Annotated in this window: 19 protein-coding genes; 9 read left to right on the forward strand and 10 right to left on the reverse strand. The window is 47.2% G+C overall.

Features of this window, described 5'->3' with window-relative positions:
* Positions 1–110: 110 nt before the first annotated feature.
* Positions 111–590, reverse strand: coding sequence for a low molecular weight protein-tyrosine-phosphatase (locus I4W93_RS05275; protein WP_205310437.1), 480 nt, complete (start codon positions 588–590; stop codon positions 111–113).
* Positions 591–727: 137 nt separating this feature from the next.
* Here I4W93_RS05275 and I4W93_RS05280 point away from each other — a divergent pair, with 137 nt between their 5' ends.
* Positions 728–1,405 (forward strand): helix-turn-helix transcriptional regulator, encoded by a 678-nt coding sequence (locus I4W93_RS05280; protein WP_205310436.1) that lies wholly within the window; start codon positions 728–730, stop codon positions 1,403–1,405.
* On the opposite strand, the gene I4W93_RS05285 is transcribed toward I4W93_RS05280, so the two are convergent.
* From I4W93_RS05285 to I4W93_RS05305, 5 genes are all read right to left on the reverse strand, one after another.
* A complete protein-coding gene (locus I4W93_RS05285; protein ID WP_205310435.1) occupies positions 1,378–2,154 on the reverse strand; it encodes a CsgG/HfaB family protein in 777 nt (258 codons plus the stop codon). The two genes, I4W93_RS05280 and I4W93_RS05285, sit on opposite strands and share 28 nt — an antisense overlap.
* Positions 2,155–2,538: a curli assembly protein CsgF gene (locus tag I4W93_RS05290; RefSeq protein ID WP_205310434.1), complete on the reverse strand. Its 384-nt coding sequence runs from the start codon at positions 2,536–2,538 to the stop codon at positions 2,155–2,157. It lies immediately after the preceding gene.
* 10 nt (positions 2,539–2,548) lie between these two features.
* Positions 2,549–2,926: a curli production assembly/transport protein CsgE gene (locus I4W93_RS05295; protein WP_205310433.1), complete on the reverse strand. Its 378-nt coding sequence runs from the start codon at positions 2,924–2,926 to the stop codon at positions 2,549–2,551.
* Between the two features lie 93 nt (positions 2,927–3,019).
* Positions 3,020–4,498, reverse strand: coding sequence for a hypothetical protein (locus tag I4W93_RS05300; protein WP_205310432.1), 1,479 nt, complete (start codon positions 4,496–4,498; stop codon positions 3,020–3,022).
* Positions 4,499–4,550: 52 nt separating this feature from the next.
* Positions 4,551–4,952 carry a curlin subunit CsgB gene (locus I4W93_RS05305; protein ID WP_224673276.1) on the reverse strand — a complete coding sequence of 134 codons (402 nt, stop codon included), beginning with the start codon at positions 4,950–4,952 and terminating at the stop codon, positions 4,551–4,553.
* Positions 4,953–5,235: 283 nt separating this feature from the next.
* Between I4W93_RS05305 and I4W93_RS05310 the strand changes: the two genes are divergently transcribed.
* The 4 genes from I4W93_RS05310 (at position 5,236) to I4W93_RS05325 (ending at position 11,628) form a co-directional block, all read left to right on the forward strand.
* Positions 5,236–7,719 (forward strand): S8 family serine peptidase, encoded by a 2,484-nt coding sequence (locus I4W93_RS05310; protein WP_205310430.1) that lies wholly within the window; start codon positions 5,236–5,238, stop codon positions 7,717–7,719.
* A gap of 119 nt (positions 7,720–7,838) precedes the next feature.
* The gene (locus I4W93_RS20495) at positions 7,839–8,747 is read left to right on the forward strand and encodes an AAA family ATPase (protein ID WP_205310429.1); all 909 of its coding nucleotides are present in this window, start codon (positions 7,839–7,841) and stop codon (positions 8,745–8,747) included.
* Positions 8,735–9,685, forward strand: a complete 951-nt coding sequence (locus tag I4W93_RS05320; protein WP_205310428.1) for a DUF58 domain-containing protein — start codon at positions 8,735–8,737, stop codon at positions 9,683–9,685. Before I4W93_RS20495 ends, I4W93_RS05320 begins: the two co-directional genes overlap by 13 nt.
* Positions 9,679–11,628, forward strand: coding sequence for a transglutaminase TgpA family protein (locus I4W93_RS05325; protein WP_205310427.1), 1,950 nt, complete (start codon positions 9,679–9,681; stop codon positions 11,626–11,628). The genes I4W93_RS05320 and I4W93_RS05325 overlap by 7 nt, the downstream gene beginning before the upstream one ends.
* Here the strand turns inward: I4W93_RS05325 and I4W93_RS05330 are convergent.
* The 3 genes from I4W93_RS05330 to I4W93_RS05340 all read right to left on the reverse strand — a co-directional run bounded on the left by I4W93_RS05330 (position 11,593) and on the right by I4W93_RS05340 (position 16,507).
* Positions 11,593–11,841, reverse strand: coding sequence for a TIGR02647 family protein (locus I4W93_RS05330; protein WP_205310426.1), 249 nt, complete (start codon positions 11,839–11,841; stop codon positions 11,593–11,595). The two genes, I4W93_RS05325 and I4W93_RS05330, sit on opposite strands and share 36 nt — an antisense overlap.
* Before the next feature lie 136 nt (positions 11,842–11,977).
* Positions 11,978–15,256, reverse strand: coding sequence for a S41 family peptidase (locus I4W93_RS05335; protein WP_205310425.1), 3,279 nt, complete (start codon positions 15,254–15,256; stop codon positions 11,978–11,980).
* 102 nt (positions 15,257–15,358) lie between these two features.
* Entirely contained in the window at positions 15,359–16,507 is a 1,149-nt protein-coding gene (locus I4W93_RS05340) for a pyridoxal-phosphate-dependent aminotransferase family protein (protein WP_205310424.1), read from the reverse strand.
* A 154-nt stretch (positions 16,508–16,661) separates the two neighbouring features.
* Between I4W93_RS05340 and I4W93_RS05345 the strand changes: the two genes are divergently transcribed.
* Complete coding sequence (locus I4W93_RS05345; RefSeq protein WP_205310423.1) at positions 16,662–17,003, forward strand: zinc ribbon domain-containing protein YjdM; 342 nt, start codon at positions 16,662–16,664, stop codon at positions 17,001–17,003.
* Positions 17,004–17,065: 62 nt separating this feature from the next.
* Here the strand turns inward: I4W93_RS05345 and htpX are convergent, their stop codons facing one another.
* Positions 17,066–17,932, reverse strand: coding sequence for a protease HtpX (gene htpX / locus I4W93_RS05350; RefSeq protein ID WP_205310422.1), 867 nt, complete (start codon positions 17,930–17,932; stop codon positions 17,066–17,068).
* A gap of 155 nt (positions 17,933–18,087) precedes the next feature.
* On the opposite strand from htpX, the gene pepE reads away from it, so the two are divergent.
* The 3 genes from pepE to I4W93_RS05365 all read left to right on the forward strand — a co-directional run bounded on the left by pepE (position 18,088) and on the right by I4W93_RS05365 (position 21,299).
* A complete protein-coding gene (gene pepE / locus I4W93_RS05355) occupies positions 18,088–18,795 on the forward strand; it encodes a dipeptidase PepE (protein WP_205310421.1) in 708 nt (235 codons plus the stop codon).
* A 14-nt stretch (positions 18,796–18,809) separates the two neighbouring features.
* Positions 18,810–19,691, forward strand: a complete 882-nt coding sequence (locus I4W93_RS05360; RefSeq protein WP_205310420.1) for a response regulator — start codon at positions 18,810–18,812, stop codon at positions 19,689–19,691.
* Positions 19,692–19,844: 153 nt separating this feature from the next.
* Complete coding sequence (locus I4W93_RS05365; RefSeq protein WP_205310419.1) at positions 19,845–21,299, forward strand: FG-GAP repeat domain-containing protein; 1,455 nt, start codon at positions 19,845–19,847, stop codon at positions 21,297–21,299.
* Positions 21,300–21,315 lie beyond the last annotated feature (16 nt).

Below are 21,315 nucleotides of genomic sequence, written 5' to 3' on the forward strand. Positions count from 1 at the left end.
TTAATAACCTGCCCAGCAAGTTATAGACTTCTGGACGTAAATTCAATGCTGACTTTGGCATAATTTATGACTTTTTCGGTCTTAGTACCCGAACACACTGCTTTGAGTAGTTAAACCTGCAACTTGGACTGGCTAAGTTCAGCAAGTAAACCGTCACACCCCTGCTCTATCAGGTTAAGTACCAGCGTGAAACCTTTGCCACCACCGTAGTATGGATCAGGCACCTCTTGCAATGCTGGATAGCGCGGGTTGTATTGCATAAAAAGTTGTAGTTTATGCTGCAACTGCTTAGGGCAGCGGCGCTGCAGTTCGAGTAAGTTAGCATTGTCCATGGCTAAAATTACATCATAGTAGTCAAAATCGCCGTCTTTAACCGGCCGCGACGTAATACCTTCGAAGCGATACCCTACAGCATTACCTTCACGCACACTGCGCGGATCAGGCTTTTCACCGCGGTGCGATGCACTCGTGCCGGCCGACTCTATTTCTATGTCAATGTTCAGTGCTTGAGCCTTATGCCTCATCACCGCGTGCGCTGTGGGAGACCGGCAGATATTCCCCAGACACACGAACAGAATTTTCTTTGCCATCGCAGATCATCCTTAATTTTAATGATGCTTATGCTACCACAGCAGCAATTAAAGGTTAATTGTTGCAATATGTTAACCGTAGGTTCAGTATACGTTTTTGCCGACATGGAACTTGAGCATTTTTCGGAGAGAAGTAAATGGATAAGTTTGTCAAACTTATCGTGCTGACAGAACAAGACAATATGCACAATATTGCAATATTAGCCGAGTCTGTTGGCATTAATGTGCAGCAACAAAGCCGGTTACAGTTTCAACAAACTAGCGTAATTAAGGCCGGCACCTTGTTAGCCTGTCCTTACCAAAATAATGATTTAAACAAAAAAGGTATTTCAACTGAGTTGCAGAACATATTGCAAAAGGCTCCACTGTTTTTTTTCCAGGCTGAACGCAGTTTGCTCAACCCGACGCAGGCACTGCTCAAAGGTGTCAGAGGCGTAATATACCGCGATGAGCAACTTGACCGGGTGTTAACTGCGTTAAGAACCATGATGGATGGCCAGCTCTATTATGCCAGACCTGTTATGTCAACCTTGTTAGATGAGCTGCTGCGGGAAAGGCTGCATACGCTAGCTGAACCTGGCAAAATTTTAGACAACAACTTGCTGACCAGACAGGAGAAAAAAATTATCCAGTTGGTCGCTGAAGGTGCGCGAAATAAAGAAATCGCCGACAATCTCAATATCAGTGCACATACTGTTAAAGCCCACATGTCGGCTATTTTTCGTAAAACCCAGGCCCGTAACCGCGTGGAATTGTTGCGCTGGTTACAGCAACCTGGGCGCACGGATCACCCCGCGTCGCTCAGATTTTCCTGAGCTTCAGCGCGCCAGAAGCCACGTTGCTGCCCTTGTTTTATTAATTCAACAACGGCAGTTTCTATAGCTTGTTTAACACAATATTGCACCGGCTCATTAGTTGAATACCCGGCTTCAGCTTCAGCCAACCGGTTTAGCGACACATAACGAAACAGACCAGCACGTAATTCTTGCGAAAACACCTTTTTATTGCTCGATACCGACAACAATACCTGGCCGGTGTGAACATCAACCGCACGCAAATAAATAGTCACCTGATCTTCACGGTATAACTCAGAGGCTCCTACACCAAAATATTCAGCGCCCAGCCCACCGGTGGTAAGGTTGGTTTCATAACTGATAATGCCACCTTCGAACAATAAACGTGCGTCCTTTAATGGTGGTAATTCTGTTGCCTGCTTGGCAGAGGCATAAATTTTACGTTCGGTAAGCAGGTTTTGTAATCCCTCACGCTCTAACGGGGCAAACCAACCCGATTCCAGCAATATTTGCGTCAACATTGAGGTTGCGCCTTGTGTTACAGCGGTAGAGAAACTCGACACATTACCTTGCGGCTTGTACTGCCCAGTTTGATCACGAAAAATATACACCGATACCGGTATGGCCACTTTTGGCTTACTGGTCTGTTGCATGGTATGCATTAGCGTGCTGGTTTGATTAATACTGGCGGGCGTTATATTAAGATCAGGTTTTGACAGCAACGAACATCCCTGAAGTAAGGTTATCAACGCAAAAAAAACAACTCTCATTTAGCCTCCTATCGCGGGAATAGTGATAAGAGTAACTTCACCGGTTTCCAAATTAGTAATATTGACAATCACACTGCCGTCGGTGTCTGTAATAACCTCAATCATGAATTCGCCGGTGTTGTATACACCTTCAACCAATTCGCCATCGGCAATGCGCCGCGTTAATGAATTAATTATGTTGCGTTCTAGCGCATCACGGAATTTATCGACAAAAGAAGCCTCAGTTCGCTCTGCAGAAAAAGCATTTTGGCTTTGGGCTTTTTGCAGTAAGAAATTACCATTTAGTGCATTGCCGCCGAAGCTGGGGTTTACCGGTTCATACACCAGTTCAGTGGCACTGCAAGGCAAGCTCAGCAGCAATAATGCCATACTCATCCACTTCATAAACATCCTTCTACATCTTAGGTTGGTGATCGCCCAATATCTTGGCGGTTTGAATATTAGCCAGTTCATTAATACTCAGTAATATTGCTTGCTCTGCCATATGTTTCACATCGTTATACCGGCGGCCAAAGTGAGTCTGATATATTTTTGTTTGATTCATTTCAACCCACAAATAAGTGCCTGCCTGCGGATAAACCTGTTCAAAGATGACAACCGTAACACCTTCCGTTGCTGGCATGTCACGCCAATAACCGGCGTAGTGATACAGGAAGTCCTTCCCAAATCGGGAAATAGTACGGTCAAGTACCAGGCCATCAAGTTCGATATCATTCGCGTAGGTCGGAATGTAAAGCAGCGGCAACAACAATAATATGCATATCAATTTCATTGGTTAGCTCTAACAGAAAAATGCCCCGGTCAGAAATCCCGGGGCCAATACTTAGTTCTGTGCTATTAGTTCTGTGCTATGAGTTCTGTAATACTAATTCTGTACTACTACGGCTGTGTTAAAATCTCCGGTCTGAGTCACTGACATCAAATTACCCTGACCAGTTTGTCCACCTAGTACAAGGTTATCGTTGCCCAGCTGAGTAATCGACACCAATCCACTGTCACCGCCTAATGCAAAATAGCCATTGTCACCAGCCACCCAGTTACCGTTGCCGGACTGAAGAATATCAAGGCTGTTATTGTTCCCGGCGACTAACATATCAACAAGGTTAATATCACCGTTTTGTTCAACTGCAATTGCATTCGCTGAGACCTGTTGCTCACTGGTGAGCAGTAACTGGTTTTCATTGCCAGATTGATCGACAAACAGATCATTGTTATCACCGATAATATCAATAATGGCATTATTGCTGTCGCCAAATTGCTGAACATTAGCAATATTAGCGGCGCCAGACAGTGCAACACCGGCGACATTATCGTTACCACGACTATATACAGTGACCGCATTGGCGTTACCAATTAATGCCATATCAGTGCTGTTACCATCACCGCTTTGGCGGATCTCTACATTGTGACCATCACCTTCAGTAGTAAACGTGGCCATATTTACATTACCATCCTGCCAGATATCTACCTGATTATCATTACCGGTCAAGCCCAGTGGCGCGTCTACTAAATTGCCATCGCCACGCTGATCAATAAGCACCAAATTTTGCTCTCCGGCCAACGGATCCAGTAAAAATTGGTTAGCATTGCCATCCTGATTTACGTCAATCAGGTTGTCATTTCCACTTACGTCATAAGCGATAAAAACGTTACTATCGCCGCTTTGTTGCACAAAAGTGCTATTGTTGTCTCCGGTGAGGCCAACAATCCCCGCCACGTTGGCATTACCCATTTGTTCAGATTCAAAGGTATTGCGACTACCTGACAAATTAAACATACCCGCTTCATTATTATCACCGGTTTGAATGCTGAGTAAGCTATTTTCATCGCCACTAAAACCAGCATTAGCCCAGTTTGCCGAGCCTTGTTGATTAATGTCCGTCTGATTCAACTGGCCGCTAAAGTTAACAAAAACTTCGTTAACATCCCCCATTTGCACACTGGCTACGTCATTGTTGTTGCCGGCAACAATTGTCTCAGCCTGATTATAAAAACCATCTTGAACCGCTGTTACTGTGTTGGCCTCACCGGAAACATCAATAAATGCAATATGCCAATCATTTAACTGCTCTGTCCTTATTTGGTTGCTACTGCCGTCAACTAATTGGTAGGCTTCCAGCCAAACACCATTCTGCATAGCAGATGACGTATTCGCTGCACCATTTTGCTCAATCGCTACAACACTAATCTCACCACTTTGCGTCACTTCAGCCAGATTACCTTCAGCTGCTGCAATGGATGTTTGACTAATAACAACTTCATTACTCTGCGCTGCAGCTGGCGCAGACATGACCAATGCAACGGCCAACCCCAATAGATGTTTGCGTGAAATAGTAACTTTCATATATTGCTCCCTGATTTTTTTATTTCCAGGCGACAAAACATCGCCGGATGTTTTAGTACTGCACTATAGATATCGCTTCACCGGCTCCGGTCTGCTCAACCGTTAAGTGCCGACTGCCCCACTGCTCAACTTGAATAAAGTTGGTGTCCCCACGCTGTAAAATAAACGCGCTGTTGTGACCACCTGATTGTTTCAGGTGAGCTTGATGCCCTGAGCCCTCTTGTCGCAATAATAGTTGGTTCAATACACCTTGTTGCAGCAAGACAGCGAAGTGCGCATCACCAGATTGCGACACGAGAGCAGTATTCAGCTCACCATACTGAGCAATAGTTGCCACACTAGCTAATGCTTGTCGTTCCAGCATTGAACTCAATTGAACAGATAACTCGGCTTGCGTCTGACAATGCGTTAACAACAAGCACAGTGATACAACGGATTTATATACAACTTGCACAACAGCCACCTTAAGTCGGTATAACGAAATCTAGGCTAAAGCACCCGAAAAAAGGCGCAATAGGAGTAAATAACTAATTTTACATTTTATTATTACATAGGTTAATTTTTAATATAGTTATATATCAGCAACATAACCATTTTCATTCACATTTAATCGGCCTACCAGGTTAGTACTTTAGGGCTATTTTTACTTGTTTGTTTATTATTTGTTAATATTCATGCTATTCATAATTAGTGCTAAAAAGCATGAAATTTATAAAATTAATTAATCTGGGGTGGTTATGAGCAAGAAAAAAATACTTACAATAGCAGTTGCTGCGGCATTGCTTACAGGCGGCGCAGCTGCACAAAACGTTACAACAGTCAGCAATAATGATGTGCTGGTAATGTTTAAACCCGGCGTGTCAAAACAGCAGCGTGAAGCAGCGATAAAACAGCACGGTGCCAGCTTGCGACAGCTCGACGCGCAGGGCCGTGATGTCAAAATGCGCTATGTCGCAGATGGCCGCATCATTAAAGTAACAACACCAAAAAACACCAGCCGAGATGCGTTGATTAAGAAGCTGGCATCACACCCTGCAATTGAGGTTGCCGAACCTGATTTTCCGCTGCGGGCTCTGGCAGTGCCAAACGACTCAAGCTTCGGTGAATTGTGGGGGTTATTGAATACCGGGCAAAGCGGCGGCACCGCAGGTGCGGATATTAAAGCCACGGATGCCTGGGATATTTCTACCGGTAGCCATGACGTTATCATTGGTATTATTGATACTGGCATGGATTACAATCACCCTGATCTGATTGATAACCGCTGGGTCAATCCTGGTAACCTGCCAGGTAGCACTTACGGCTATTCCGCATTAAATGCAGAACTGGATCCGATGGACAGCGATAGTCACGGAACACACGTTGCTGGAACTATCGGCGCATCAGGCAATAACGGTGTTGGTGTAGCCGGTGTTAACTGGAATGTAACACTGTTACCTTGTCAGTTTTTAGGGCCCAGTGGTGGCAGTACTGCTGGCGCTATTGAATGTATCAACTACTTTACCGATCTTAAAGTCAATCATGGCGTTGACATAAAAGCGACGAACAACTCCTGGGGTGGCGGCGGTTTTTCTGAAACATTACGTGCCGCGATCCAGTCTGGTGGTGACGCTGGTATCCTGTTTATCGCCGCGTCTGGCAATGATGGTGGTAACGCTGATTCAGCACCTATGTATCCAGCAGCTTATGATTTGGATGTGATTGTCTCAGTAGCCTCAACTGACAGAAACGATAACATGTCTGGTTTTTCTAACTACGGCGCGACGTCTGTTGATTTGGCGGCGCCAGGCTCAGATATTTTATCCACGGTGCCCGGCGCCAGCTATGCATCTTACTCTGGCACATCAATGGCATCTCCACACGTCGCAGGCGCTGCGGCCTTACTATGGTCTGTAAACCCAGATCTTAGCGCCGCCGAAATGAAAGCCATTCTGATGAACTCAGGCGATAGCTTGCCGGCACTGGATGGCAAAACGGTGTCAGGAAAACGCATAAATTTGGCCAACGCCATGCTGGAGGCGGATCCAACGCCGTCCTTCAAACTTACACTGTCGCCACGTAGCCAACAAATTACTGCTGGTGAGAGTACGCAGTATACCCTCGACATCGGTAATATCGCTGATTGGATGGGTGAAGTCGCACTTAGCCTGGATGTAGCGCCAGAACTTAATGGCGTAAGTTTGTCGGCATCAACTGCCCAGCCAGGTCAAAGCTTGACACTCGATGTTACCACCACAACTGAAACAGCTTGGGGTAGTTATCAGTTCACTGTGACAGGTACTGACTCAGCAACAGGTGAATTGGTTAAATCCGTTAATGCCAGCCTGAATGTATTACCACAAGGTCTGCAAGACTATCCTTACAGTAATGACACTGTTATTGCTATTCCAGATAACGATGCAGCGGGTATTAGCAGTGTGATAAATGTGCCACAGGCAGGCGCCGTGTTTGGTGTTAATGTCGGCGTTGATATTACTCATACCTGGCAAGGTGATTTACTGGTAATGCTGCGCTCTCCTACCGGAACTGAGCACACGTTACATAATCGTACCGGCGGCAGCGCAGACGATTTGGTGCAAAGCTGGCAAGTAAGCAGCTATAATGGTGAGAGTATGCAAGGCGATTGGACACTACTGGTATCTGACAACGCAGGCATTGATACTGGCGCGTTGAACAGCTGGCAGCTAACACTGACCGCTCTGTCTGACGATGGCACACCACCAGGGCCTATTGCTCCTACAGCAGATTTTAGCTATGTTAGCAGCGGACTTAATGTCAACTTTACCGATTTATCTACTGATCCCGATGACGATATCAGCATCTGGAGCTGGCAGTTCGGTGACGGAAATACCTCTTCTGCAGCTGCACCGCAGCACAGTTATACCGCGGCGGGTACGTATCAGGTAAGTTTAATGGTTACAGACAGTACCGGGCTTACTGACACCCTGGTGCAAGCTGTCAGCGTTACGGCTTCTGATAATGATCTTGCGTTAACACTGCACCGCTCAGTACGCACGCGTACAGGCTCAACTATTGTAGACCTGCGCTGGACCGGCACCGCTGATACTGTAGACATTTACCGCGACAACCAATTGGTAACGTCAACCGATGCCAATGGCCGTTATCGCGATCGGTTTAATTCACAAGCTGCTACAGTTAGCTATAAAATTTGCCTGGCAGGCACTGATAGCTGCTCTGCCGATCTATTGGTTAATTTTTAACGTACACCTGTAGTGCCTTCAGAAAAGCGGCTTCGGCCGCTTTTTTTATGGTTGAAGTTATATCGTTCGCAGGTACTATTAGAACAGCTATAAGTAATCAATAGCGCTAAGGAGTTAGGGTGTTAACACAGCTACATCTTGTTGAACAAAACCTGAATCAGGTGATCTTGGGTAAAAGTAGCCAGGTGCGACTGGCATTATGTTGTTTACTGGCTGAAGGGCACCTGCTGCTGGAAGACTTACCCGGAATGGGCAAAACTACCCTAGCCCATGCTTTGGCCAATAGTTTGGGTTTAAGTTATCGTCGGGTGCAATTTACCAGCGATTTGCTACCAGGTGATTTGGTCGGCATGAACATTTACGATACCCGGTCACAACAATTTCATTTTCAACCAGGGCCGGTATTCAGCCAGGTACTGCTGGCCGACGAGATTAATCGTGCCAGCCCAAAAACACAAAGCGCGCTGCTTGAAGCGATGGAAGAAAAGCAAGTCTCTATTGACGGTGAAACACGCGCTCTGCCCAAACCTTTTTTTGTTATTGCCACACAAAACCCGCTGTTTCATGCAGGCACCTCGGCGTTACCAGAGTCACAACTGGACCGCTTTATGTTCCGCTTGTCACTTGGCTTCCCCGACAAACAAGCCGAGCACTTATTGCTCCAGCGCGACAGCAGTACTTCCCGATTAGAACTACTGACTGAACAACTAAGCGCCGAGCAATTAAAAACCCTGCAAGCGCAAGTGCCTGAAGTAACGGCATCAGATCACCTGCTCGATTATCTATTATCGTTGGTACATGCCAGCAGACACCGCAGTGATATGTTGCCATTGTCGCCCCGCGCCTCTAAAGCCATATTACGAGCCGCCAAAGCGTTCGCACTCATAAATCAACGTGATTTCGTTAGTGCCGAAGATGTACAACAGGTTTTTCCGTACGTAGCCGAGCATCGGCTAGACCCCGCTTCGGCGGCACAAGAAAGTCGTTTAAGCCAATTATTGCTGCAACAGACACCATGCCGGATCTAACAATTAAACAGCGACTTTATCGTTATTACTGGCGGTTTATTGAGCGCTACTTACAAAAGCGCCAACCAGCAGCAGCGCACGTTACGCTGGTGCAAAAACTGATTTTTATTTTACCAACACGCTACGGTTGGTGGTTTTTATTTTTAATCTGCCTGTTATATCTGCTGGGAACAAACTATCAAAACAACTTGATTTTATTACTCAGTTATCTGCTGCTGAGCCTATTTTTGCTTAGCATAGTGCTCAGTTATCAAAATTTAAGCGGTTTAACACTACATTGCCCTACTGCAGCCGAAAGTTTTGCTGGTGGCAAAGTTCAGCCTGCTATTAGCCTAAACTCGGACAAACCGCACTATATGTTGCAGCTAAACCTGCTGCCTCAACGTGAGGAAGTCTTGCTTGCTGAGTTGCCCGCGGCGGTTACGCTAAGTTTAAATGTTTCCAAGCGAGGCCGATATGTATTACCCAGGATCAGAGTTAGCAGCCAGTATCCGCTAGGTCTGTGGCGGGCTTGGAGTTATGTTGCACTACAACAACATTTTTGGGTGTATCCTGCTGCAGATGGTGATAGTGCTGCACTGCAGCACGCCACAGAAGACAAATCAGAACCGGCCAAAAACGAAAGCGGTGATAACCTAGCAGCGTACCGCAGTGGCGAAAGCGTGCGTCATCTGATTTGGAAGAGATTAGCCCGCGATCCGACCAATCCGGTGGTGAGGCAACAGCAAAACAGTATGTATTCTGAGCCAGATTGGGTCGTTGTACCAGCGTTATCCGGCGAAGCGTTAGAACATGCCCTGCGCCGCGCTTGTCTGCAATTGCTTAAGCTGGAGCAAAGTGGCAGCCGTTATGGCTTAAAGTTGCCAGCGCTAACGGTACCGCAAGCACAAGGCCCACTGCATTTACAGCGCTGCCTGCAGGAGCTTGCATTATGTTAGGGCAGAAACGGTTATTGCTAATCTGGTCTGGTATTCAGTTTGCATTATTAGTGTTACTGCAACAAGCCTTCGCTGGCTGGGTCAGCGCTATTTTTTTACTGTTGATATTGTACCGGTTATTCAGCGTGCTGCAGGCAAAGCGGCCTGTTAGCTTGCTACTGGTCAATATAGTTGCTGGCATTATCGCCGTAGGTTTTTTTCTGCAGTTAAAACAAGCCGGTGTATTACATTTTATGTTGCAAATATTGCTGCTTGCGGCAACGGCACGATTGTTAGCACTGCAGCATTTATATGAAGCCCGCCAACTGGTTTGGGTGCATTATTTTCTGCTGGCTAGCTGCTTTATCCTACACCAGGATATGGTTGTTGCTGTATTTATTTTATTGGTAGTACTGGCTAACCTTTATAGCCATTTCCGCCTATTTTCGCCAGCTTCAGCCAGGTTAAACGGTGTACAGCTTAGCCGGGCGATGTTAATAATTCTGCCACTGTGGCTGGCGATGTTTTTGTTATTTCCACGCCTTCCACCTTTTTGGCAAATTCCCAACACCAATGTTGCCAGCACCGGTCTGAGTGACAACCTCGACCCCGGTAGTATTGAAAAGCTGGTACAGGATGACAGCCTGGCATTTAGAGTTGAATTTGATACCGGCCTGCCGGCGCGGCAGCTATTGTATTGGCGGGCTCGCTTATATGAAGATTTCGATGGCCGAAGTTGGCAGGTAAATAGCTGGCGAAAAGATGCCAGCCGCAACAGGTATAGTAGCCGTATTAACAACAATAATTCTGCCGTGCAGCGTTATCGTATTATTGCCGAAGCTAGCCAGCAAAGTGGTTTGTTTGCTTTGGCAACGCCGGTTGGCAGTAGTCAAAATGTGTTTATCGCCGCTAGCGGCATGCTAAGCAGCCTAAAGCCTGTTAGCCAGCGTCTAAGTTATCAGGTTAGCAGTGTACTGGATCCCATAGCCCGGCTATCTGAACAAGAACAACTGATGAACTTGCGCTTGGCGCCAGGTAATCCGGCAACCGAGCAATTTGCTCATTCACTAAAACAACAATACCCACAACCAGCGGCATTGGTACAAGCATTAGCCGAGCATTTTAGCCAACAGCCGTTTTTCTATAGTCTTACCCCACCGCGATTGGGCGCCAACAGTGTCGATGGTTTTCTATTTGACAGCCGTACCGGCTTTTGTAGCCATTATGCTTCGGCTAGCGCCTTAATCTTGCGCTACGCTGGTATTCCAGCACGAGTCGTTGGTGGCTATCAAGGCGGCGTGTGGCACCCTCAGCAAGGTTATTTGGCGGTTCGTCAGCGTGAAGCGCATGCCTGGGTCGAGTATCTGGATAATGGCGTTTGGCAACATTTTGACCCTACGGCAGCTGTGGCACCAGAGCGGATCCTCAATAACCTGGACAGTATATTGCCAGATGACGAACGCGCGCTACTATATGCCGGCTGGCGTCAACTTGAAATGCTGCAGACATTGAGACTGCAACTGATGCATTTAGACTATTACTGGTCGGTTTGGGTGCTGGGCTTTAATGACACTAGCCAGCAAGAATTATGGCGAAACATAAAGCAACACTTACCGACAATCGGTTATGTCCTACTCCTGTTGCTGATAGTTGGCCTGTTAGGCGGGGTAATATTTACTGTCCGCTCCCGCAAACCCAGCCATGACCATTTAGCCAGCCAGCTGTTGTATAAACAATTAGCCGACGTGTTGTCCAACAAACCGTCTGCGCAACCAATATCGAGTTATTTACGCCATGTTGCGAAAACTCATCCGGCGCATTATGAATGGCTAAACCAAGTAATTACTCTGTATGAACAAGCCGTGTATCAAAACAATAATGTAGCGCTACAGCAGCTAAAAAACGTGCTGCAGCGCCAGCATACTGAATTAAGAGATTTGCGACGTGCCATTAAGAATACGTAGTGCAGTTTGCAAATGTTCGGCACAATGAATGCCTAGATCCGTTAGATAGCCCCCATCATCTTGTGTAACCAAGCCTTTTTCATGTAGGCGCTTAATCGCTTGCAGCGTATTTTCGTCAGCTGATTTGTGTACTTTAATCCCCTCCATAGCGCTATCGAGATTAAACAGGGTTAACACGCGGATTTCAGCATTAAGTAACGGTGATATTGGCATAGGTGAGTTCCTGCTCTGTTGTTTTACACAACATAGCTGGCCTGCTGCCAAAAGCAAAGCATTGAATAGAAAAAGTTAGCATGAAAAAGCCCGGCGACATCGCCGGGCAGTGCGTGCTAAGCAGCTATTTTCAGCATTATGGCAGGATATCCGCGCCGATCGGCGTGGTTAAAGGCTGAGCTTTAAGTGGCGACACCGGCTGATTTTGCAACTGTTGTTGTAAATAACCAATAGCACGCTCTAGTTGACTATCAGTACCGTTGAAATGTGCATACGGCAGGTTATCTACCGCTATATCAGGTGTTACGCCGTAGCCTTCAATAATCCAGCGACCGTCCAATGCAAACTGCGCCGTTTCGGCAACTCTGGCCATACCATTATCTGCCAGGCGGTTGCGGCCAGACAACCAAACGCCGGCGCCGGCCGTACGTTTCCCGATAAGTGGGCCAAGGTGCTGTGCCTTTATACCAGCGGCAAAGGTTTCGCCGTCAGAATAGGTTAGCTGATCGGTTAACACCACTAAATGTCCGCGGAATGCTTGCTGCATATTGGTATAAGCAGCGCCCTGAGTAGGCTGCCAAAACGCCCAAGCACGACGCAGCAGCTTTTCAATTATCCAGCTATCGATATTACCGCCGCGATTACGCCGCACGTCAATAATTAATCCGGGTTTATCATAATGGGCATAAAATTCGCGGGCAAAGTTAGCAATGTCATTTGGGCCCATGGCATACAGATGCAAATAACCAAACTGGTTATCACTAGCCAGCACTACCTTTTGCTGGTTGCCAGACACCCAATCCTGATAGCGCAATAAGCTGTCATAGCCGCTGCTAACGGGTTCTACCATAGTTTGCCACTGCAGTTTGTCACGCGTTAAATTCAGCAAGACCGGCTTACCCGCTTGATTGCGCAGCAAATTGGTTAGGGATGCTAGCGTCGTTACCGTCTGACCATTCACCGCAGTAATAATGTCCCCGGCTTTAGCCGCAACACCTGGCTTGGCCAACGGTGCTGCTTGGGCCGGTAACTCGGTATCAGTACGATAAATATGTTTGATGAGCAAGCCACCCTTGGTGGGTATAAGTTCGGCGCCCAGGCTGGCCGCTTTCGCTGTTGAATCATCAGCGCGATACTCACCGCCACGCACCTGTGAGTGCAGTACATTTAACTCACCCATCATTTGGGCGAAAATATCATCCAGCTCATGCCGATCGGTTACACGTTGCAACAACGGTTGATATTTGGCTTTACTGGCGTTCCAATCCAGACCCCGCATACCTTTATCAAATAAAAAGTCGCGATGCATGCGCCAACCATCGGCAAACATTTGTTGCCATTCCTCTACCGGATCAATACTTAACTGCCAACTGGCGACATTCAGTTTTGCTTTATTCAACTCTGACGTCACTTTAGCTGCTGCTTCTACGACATACATGTCACCGGCACCCTGGCCGCTATGTTTACGCATAAACAGCTTTTTGCCGTTAACCGCCAACTGATAATCACTGACGTCACTGGCAAACACCTCAGCTTTTGCCTCCGTCTGGCTAAACTCAATTTGCTTAAGTACCGGCTTAGCACCAACGCTGGCGTCGCGGTCCAACACATACAGTCGCTTGTCATTCAGCGCCAACTGCTGATAATTGCCGGCTGCAACCGGCACCTGCCACAGTCGGCTGCTTATGCCATTCCAATCAACCCGGCTAGCCTTTTTCGCTGTCAGGCTTGTTTTAGCCTGAGCATCATCGCAGCTAACAACTTCCTGTGCTGGTTGAAACGCAAAGCACGCTTGCTGCTTCAAACTAACAGCAAACACTTGACTACGTTTGTCAAACATTGGTCCTAGGTTACGATCGCCCCACGGATGACCTGGAGTGGCGATAAGCTGGCGGTTTGAAATAAAATACAACCAAAGGCCATCAACGCTAAATGCCGGAGAAAAAGCATCATACTTTTCCGAAGTGATCACTGCACTTTGCTGCTCTAGCACGCTATAAAGCACGACTTGTGACCGGCCTTGATCTGCCGGATTCAAGGTAAATGACAACAATTTGCTGTCAGCGGACCAATTAATATCATCATAACCAGACAGTCCAATACCACCTTGGTAGACCTTGGTGTTGCGGCCGGTTGCCAGGTTTAACAGCCACAGATCGCCATTTTTATCATCATGTGCCAATTGCTCGCCATCAGGTGATAACTTTAGCTGCCAGCGCCAAACACGGCCATCTGAGGTTAATTGCTTTGCATTGTCTGAGCCGTCAGCGGCAAAACGCCAAATTTCATTCTCACCGCTGTGGTCATTGATGGCGTATACCCAGTTGCCATCTTTAGACAACACGGCTTCGCGAGAACGGCTACCAGCCGGCGTACTTATTTGAACCAAACGTTGCTGACCTGGCTGCACCACCGCAAGTTGGCTGCGCGCTGTTACCACAACTTTGTCACTGTCGTCATGCTGAGTATGATAATGCGCTGAATTAAAATACTGTAATGGCTTAGCGATAATACGCTCTCGCTGCTGTACTAAGTCAGATTGGATCTGTAGTGGCAAACTACGACTTTGGCCGTTATCGAGTTGCAGCAGCTGCAAATCAGCGCCTAATTGGTATAACACCTGACCGTTTGACACACTTATGCGGCCAATACGCCAGTCTTTGTGAAAGCTATGCTGGGTTATATCGTCACCATTGCCAGCCACAGACCATATATTGCTATTACCATCGGCGTCACTGACAAAGTAAACCCGACCTTGATAAAATACTGGCTGGCTGATATTACCATTGTGATCTGCAGCCAATCGGACAGCTTCGTTCTTGCTTCCCAGTGCCCATTGCCACAACTCACCCATAGCACCACCACGATACACTTTGGTGTTGTCACCGGTAAGTTGAATGCCAAAGCGGCCAAAAAACACCTGACCACCCTGCTCATCAATAGAACCGCTTGCCGCATCGGCAAGTGGCAGTGTATCGGCCACTAAGGTTTGTGGATCTACCGTCTTTAGCAGCCAATAATTAGCCGGCCCTGCCGCACTGTCAGTAGCATATAAAATACGGCCATCCGTTAACCATTGCTGGATCCGCACCCTGCTATTTTCATAGCTAATGCGTTTTGCGACGCCTCCGGACAGCGGCATCAAATAAATTTCGCTGGCACCATCGTAATCCGCTACAAATGCCAGCTGTGTGCCATCAGGCGATATCAATGCTTGGGTTTCTTCAGCCATATGGCTGGTTAGCCGGCGGGCATTGCTGCTATTGATGCTGGCTTGCCATAAGTCGCCTTCAGCAGTAAAGACCAGTTGGTCTTGTTGCAACACGGGCGAGCGGTAATAACCTTGTACAGCATACAATGGCAAAGACAGCATGCTAAACAATGCCGTACTAAGCAGGGAGTAACGCAATTTCATAGTGGCCTCGTTTTTTATTTAGTGTTTGTTATGAGTACGTTGCGGCTTCACGTTAGCAGAAGCGGCAACGTACACCAAATAAAAACGGCCAGCTGTCAGTTATTACTGTTCAGCTAATACATCGGCCAATGCTTTAATACACAGCGCGACATTTTCCCGCCGCGCGCCGTAGCCCATCAGGCCAATACGCCAGGCTTTACCCGCTAAATCGCCAAGGCCGGCACCTATTTCCAAATTGTATTGCTCAAGCAACTGTTTACGCACAGCGGCATCATCTATGCCGGGCTGAATATACACACTGTTTAGCTGTGGCAAACGATACTGCTCTGCCACCACAAATTTAAGCCCCAAATCTGCTAAGCCTTGTTTTAGCAATTGGTGCATATCGCGATGCCGTTGCCAGCTTTGCTCAAGACCTTCAGCGGCTAACAAGCGCAGTGACTCGTGCAAGGCATATAGCGCATTTACCGGTGCAGTGTGGTGATAACTGCGTTTGGTACCGCCACTCCAATAGCTCATCACCAGGCTTTGATCTAAAAACCAGCTTTGCACCGGCCGTGTGCGCGCTTTTATCCGCGCCACCGCTTTGGCTGAAAACGATACCGGTGATAACCCAGGTACACAGGATAAGCACTTCTGGCTGCCAGAATAAATCGCGTCAATACCCCATTCATCGACACGCAGTTCAACACCACCTAAAGAGGTAACCGCATCAACGATAGATAAACAAGCATATTGCTGCGCCAGGGCACACAACGTTTTGGCGTCGGATAGAGCCCCGGTAGAGGTTTCGGCGTGCACAAAGGCTAAATATTTTGCCTGCGGGTTGGCTTTTAATGCTGCATCTACCTGTTCAGGGTTTACTGGCTCGCCCCAGGCATTATCCACCACTATTGCCGTGGCACCACAGCGTTCAACGTTTTGGCGCATTCGCTCACCAAACACCCCATTGCGGCACACAATAACCGTGTCGCCCGGCTCCAACAAATTGACAAAGCAGGTTTCCATGCCAGCACTTCCCGGTGCCGAAACGGCGAGTGTCATCTCATTGCGGGTTTGAAAGGCATATTGCAGCAACTGCTTTAACTCATCCATCATGCCAATAAACAACGGGTCCAAATGCCCGACTGTTGGCCTGGCTTGAGCAGCCAAAACTTGCGGGGACACATCAGATGGCCCCGGGCCCATCAAAATACGTTGTGGTGGCAAAAAAGCGCCGATTTTCGGTGCCGGTATCAAAGCCTGTCGCATAGTCACTCCGAGTCAATATTTTTGCTTACCATAACAAAATGGCCTGCCGATACTAGTGTTGTTGCGCTATGGCCGCTATTCAAACGATTAATAGTGCCGCTAAAGCTGCCGTGTACAGTATAATACGCGTTTTTCGCCCCGCTGGAGCCCTATAATGAGTGCACTACCCGCTTGCCCAAAATGCCATTCTGTCTATACCTATGAAGATGGCGCGCTGTTAATTTGTCCAGAGTGTAGCCACGAATGGTCCGCTACAGTGGTTGAAACCGCAGACAATCTGAACGTGCGCGATAGTGCCGGCAACGTACTGCAGGACGGCGACACAGTTACGGTTATCAAAGATTTAAAAGTGAAGGGCTCATCAGCGGTAGTAAAAATTGGCACTAAAGTAAAAAATATTCGCCTGGTAGAGGGCGATCATGACATTGATTGTAAAATAGATGGCTTTGGTGCCATGAGTTTAAAATCGGAATTTGTGCGAAAAGTGCAAGATTAAAATCACGGTTATAAAAAGAGGCCAAATATATGGCCCCTTTTTATGTCAAACATTAGCGAGTGTTAGAACGACTGACCACGTAGCGCAGCAATACGTTTTTCCAGGGGTGGATGGCTTAAAAATAATTCAGACTTTTTCGCCCCACCAGCAATGCCAAACGCCATCATGCTGCCCTCTAAACGCGATTCATGGTTTTGTTTTAAGCGCTCCAATGCAGCAATCATTTTATTTGGACCGCCCTCAAGTTTGGCCGCGCCGGCATCTGCACGGTATTCACGTTGACGCGAGAACCACATCACTATAATGCTGGCTAACACGCCGAAGACCATTTCCAGCACAATAACCGTAGCAAAATAGGCCAAGCCACCGCCCTGGTTATTATTGCCGTTGTTATTCAACATACCGGCGACTAAGCGCGCCAGGAAAATAACAAAGGTATTTACCACGCCTTGAATCAGCGTAAGAGTGACCATGTCGCCATTGGCAATGTGCGACACTTCATGCGCCAACACAGCTTCAACTTCGTCTTCACGCATGTTGCGCAGCAAACCAGTGCTAACCGCGACTAAGGCATTGTTGCGGTTCATGCCGGTGGCAAATGCATTCATTTCCGGCGAGTCATACACTGCTACTTCCGGCATGCCAATACCGGCATTTTTTGCCTGGCGTGCAACGGTGGTCATTAACCACTGTTCAGTAGCATTGCGCGGCTGTTCAATTACCACGGCGCCGGTAGAGCGCTTCGCCATCCATTTAGATATTGCCAGGGATATAAAAGAGCCGCCAAAACCAAACACGGCTGCAAACACCAACAGGCCGCTAATGCTGCTGCGATCTACGCCCAAAAAGCTGAAGACGATATTAAGCACAATGCTCAACACCAGAATAACCGCTAAGTTAGTGGCTAAAAATAATACGATTCTTTTCATACTGCGAACCCTCAATTGGCATACTGCACTTTACTATATGGGCTTAGAGCCCGTTTTCAACGCGTTTCGCTAACCAGCTACGGCGATAATTTGTAACTAAAGGTGTCTGTCGTCTGGCTTTTCGCTACAATATGACCAACTTAACGGAGTAAAACATGCAGTTATTACTATTAAGCAGCTCACGCGCCAACAACAGCGCCTATCTGGCACCTTATATCAACTGGATAACGCAGCATCTGCAAGGCGTGGACGAGTTGCTGTTTATTCCTTATGCCGGCATCAGCATTACCTATGACGACTACCTAGCCACAGTGCAGCAAGCATTGGCACCACAGGGCATTACGGTACGCAGTATTCATCAGTTCAACGACGTCCGCCAGGCCGTGGCACAAGCACAGGCAATCGCGGTTGGCGGCGGCAATACATTTCATCTGCTTTATCAGCTATATCAACACGATATAGTTCAACTTATTAAGAAACGCGTAACCGATGGCATCCCCTATATTGGGTGGAGTGCTGGCTCAAATATTGCCGGGGCGACTATTCGCACTACCAATGATATGCCAATTATAGAGCCGCCTTCGTTTAACGCGCTTAACCTGTTACCGATACAGTTAAATCCGCATTATACCGACTATAAACCCGATGGCTTTCACGGTGAAACCCGCGATATGCGCCTGGCAGAATTTATGCAACTAAATCCGGACACGCCGATTATTGCCCTGCCTGAGGGAAGCGCTTTGCGCATGCAGCATGGTGTTGTGCAGTATCTTGGTACATTATGCGGTTATTACTTTTGTCATGGCCAGAAGCAAACTATTGCTGCGAATACTGAATTTGATGCATCATTTGCGCCAATTTAATCAGGCCGAGTTGTATGAATTATAAATTAGGGCCCTATGTGCTCGATCCGACATCGTTGGTAATTTCCTGTCAGGGTCAAGCCGTACACTGTGACGATCGGATAGTGCTGTTGCTTAAACTATTAGCCGAACGCTACCCGGAACCCTGCGAAACACAATGTTTATTAACCGAGCTGTGGCCTAAACGTGTGGTAAGCATCAGCTCTCTGGCAAAACTAGTGTCAGACAGCCGGTTATTTTTCAAAAATATTGGCCTTGCCACGCCAATAATACAAACCGTTCATGGCCGGGGTTACCGCCTCACGCACGACATTGCACAAAACCTCAAACTCCAAAATGCGTATCAGCCACCAACCGCAACAATAGGCGCGGCTCGGACTGACAAACGCCTGCGTTTTCGCTTTACTGTATTAGCGGTTGCCGCTATACCACTGTTGGCTATTTTGGCGATAGCAGCAAAAATGTTGCCTACCGACAGTGCAGTCCATTTAAAAATTGCTGAGCCGGACAATATCAGCGGACGCATACTGTGGGTCGATGACCATCCGGAAAACAACAGCGCTGAAATTGCCTACTTTGAACAAAAGCAGTTTGCCGTTTATAAAGTGACATCCAGTAAAGATGCGCTGGCGTTACTGAGCATGTATCAGTATCAGGTAATTATTTCCGATATGGGCCGTAACGCTAATCCGGTTGCCGGTTTGCATCTGGCGGAACTAATACGCGCCAAAGACATTAACACGCCATACATTATTTACACCATAATGCCATCAGCCGGACAAAAAAATACCGCGGCGTCTTATGGTGCCAATGCTGTGGTAGTAGATAAAGACGTCCTCTATAGCACCGTGCATCACTTTATAAACCATCAGCAAGTAGCTGATAACAGCCACTAAGCTTGCAACCATCTACAAATATCTTACTAACTTTCAATGACTTCATAAATTTTCATAACTCTTCAATGATATTCGTCACCTAGCGCTATTAAGCTGACATCAGTTGCTTATGCTGCCGGTTGGTTTAGGCATGGTTATGTATCAGGAGTTATGATGAAACAAAATTTTATAAAAGCAATGTCAGGCATTATTGCCACTGTGCTAATCAGCGGATGTGGTGGTGGCAGTGAAACAACAGACACAGGTACGGGTAATCCTAACCCACCCGTCACTCCGCCACCTGTTGTCAGCTTGGTTGTGCCAGAGCAGGTACTTAACTCTTTGATTATTGACGCAGACGGCGACGGCGACAACGACCTGGTGTTATCTGCCTATGCCGGGAACGGTTTTGCCGCCTCGCAGTTACTAATCAATGATGGTAGCGGTAAATTTGCCAATAAAAATAATGCATTGCCAGCTTATCCAGCACCAGCAGAGTCTGTTATTTATCATGCCAAAATTGATGCTAATGGTGACAACGTCGATGATATCGTTGCCTTGCTGTTAATCGGGCTTTATGAACAAACCCGTTTACAACTTTATCTTGGTTCAACCAGTGGAAACTATACCGCTGCAGACACGATCAGCGATGCCAATTTGAATGGCTGGGGCGAAATACACGTAGCGGATTTCGATAATGATGGCAAAGAAGATTTTCTGCTGGCACATAATTCTAATGGCAGTCAGTGTGATACACAGCTATATGACAGCAATTGCTGGGGTGGACGCATTTACCTGAATAACGGTAGTGGTAGCTTTGCTCCGGCGAGCATCACGCTGTCAGATCCAGTCCTGGCCAGTCAAACTGTACACCCCACACTCAGAGCTGTTGACTTGTATCCTCCAGTATTTTCTATCAATGAATTTCAACCTTATGTTGCAACCTGGAACCTGCTCACTGCTGACATTGACGGAGATGATCTGGTTGATGTCGTGCAACCCACTTTTGGTGAGCGTAAAGTGCCCTCTTATATCAACCAAAGTACACCCGGCAACCTGAACTTTGAACTGCGTTATTCTGACACTAATCAGAACAGTAATAGTGGTGCCCTGCTCGATGTGAATCGTGATGGCTTTGCCGATTTTGTCGCGTCATCTGCAATATATTCCGGTGGTGATTCGGATGCTGAAACGGTCGCTATCTTTGTTCACCTGAACAACGGTATCGGTGAGTTTTCCCGCCATCGCGAAGATATGTTTGCCGGTGACGCACCACGATTGCAGCATGGTCGGGAGTGGTTAGTCGCTGACTACAATAATGATGGCTTTGACGATTTATTTATTGCCGATCATGGTCGTGACTTTGCACCATTTCCGGGATATACCAATACGCTGTTAATCAACACTGCTAACGGTTTACAAAACACTACAGCTACAGCTTTAAGTGCTGTTAAAAGTTATTCTCACGGCGCTACCGTCGGCGATGTTAATGGAGACGGCATCGCCGATCTCTATATAAACAATGATCAGCGTCTTGAAAGTACCCATGCTCAGGCAGCTAAAAAAGAGCCGCGGCTATGGCTTAATAATGGCGATGGTAAATTTACTGCGTCAAATCAGGATTTATAGTTGTAAACTCTGGAAA

This window comes from Rheinheimera maricola, assembly GCF_016918075.2.
Classification (GTDB): Bacteria; Pseudomonadota; Gammaproteobacteria; order Enterobacterales; family Alteromonadaceae; genus Alishewanella; species Alishewanella maricola_A.

Excerpts from the sequence above, each read along its gene's own strand:
- I4W93_RS05275 (WP_205310437.1), bottom strand. The coding sequence starts at position 590 with ATGGCAAAGAAAATTCTGTTCGTGTGTCTGGGGAATATCTGCCGGTCT.
- I4W93_RS05280 (WP_205310436.1), top strand. The coding sequence starts at position 728 with ATGGATAAGTTTGTCAAACTTATCGTGCTGACAGAACAAGACAATATG.
- I4W93_RS05285 (WP_205310435.1), bottom strand. The coding sequence starts at position 2,154 with ATGAGAGTTGTTTTTTTTGCGTTGATAACCTTACTTCAGGGATGTTCG.
- I4W93_RS05290 (WP_205310434.1), bottom strand. The coding sequence starts at position 2,538 with ATGAAGTGGATGAGTATGGCATTATTGCTGCTGAGCTTGCCTTGCAGT.
- I4W93_RS05295 (WP_205310433.1), bottom strand. The coding sequence starts at position 2,926 with ATGAAATTGATATGCATATTATTGTTGTTGCCGCTGCTTTACATTCCG.
- I4W93_RS05300 (WP_205310432.1), bottom strand. The coding sequence starts at position 4,498 with ATGAAAGTTACTATTTCACGCAAACATCTATTGGGGTTGGCCGTTGCA.
- I4W93_RS05310 (WP_205310430.1), top strand. The coding sequence starts at position 5,236 with ATGAGCAAGAAAAAAATACTTACAATAGCAGTTGCTGCGGCATTGCTT.
- I4W93_RS05320 (WP_205310428.1), top strand. The coding sequence starts at position 8,735 with ATGCCGGATCTAACAATTAAACAGCGACTTTATCGTTATTACTGGCGG.
- I4W93_RS05325 (WP_205310427.1), top strand. The coding sequence starts at position 9,679 with ATGTTAGGGCAGAAACGGTTATTGCTAATCTGGTCTGGTATTCAGTTT.
- I4W93_RS05330 (WP_205310426.1), bottom strand. The coding sequence starts at position 11,841 with ATGCCAATATCACCGTTACTTAATGCTGAAATCCGCGTGTTAACCCTG.
- I4W93_RS05335 (WP_205310425.1), bottom strand. The coding sequence starts at position 15,256 with ATGAAATTGCGTTACTCCCTGCTTAGTACGGCATTGTTTAGCATGCTG.
- I4W93_RS05340 (WP_205310424.1), bottom strand. The coding sequence starts at position 16,507 with ATGCGACAGGCTTTGATACCGGCACCGAAAATCGGCGCTTTTTTGCCA.
- I4W93_RS05345 (WP_205310423.1), top strand. The coding sequence starts at position 16,662 with ATGAGTGCACTACCCGCTTGCCCAAAATGCCATTCTGTCTATACCTAT.
- htpX (WP_205310422.1), bottom strand. The coding sequence starts at position 17,932 with ATGAAAAGAATCGTATTATTTTTAGCCACTAACTTAGCGGTTATTCTG.
- pepE (WP_205310421.1), top strand. The coding sequence starts at position 18,088 with ATGCAGTTATTACTATTAAGCAGCTCACGCGCCAACAACAGCGCCTAT.
- I4W93_RS05360 (WP_205310420.1), top strand. The coding sequence starts at position 18,810 with ATGAATTATAAATTAGGGCCCTATGTGCTCGATCCGACATCGTTGGTA.
- I4W93_RS05365 (WP_205310419.1), top strand. The coding sequence starts at position 19,845 with ATGAAACAAAATTTTATAAAAGCAATGTCAGGCATTATTGCCACTGTG.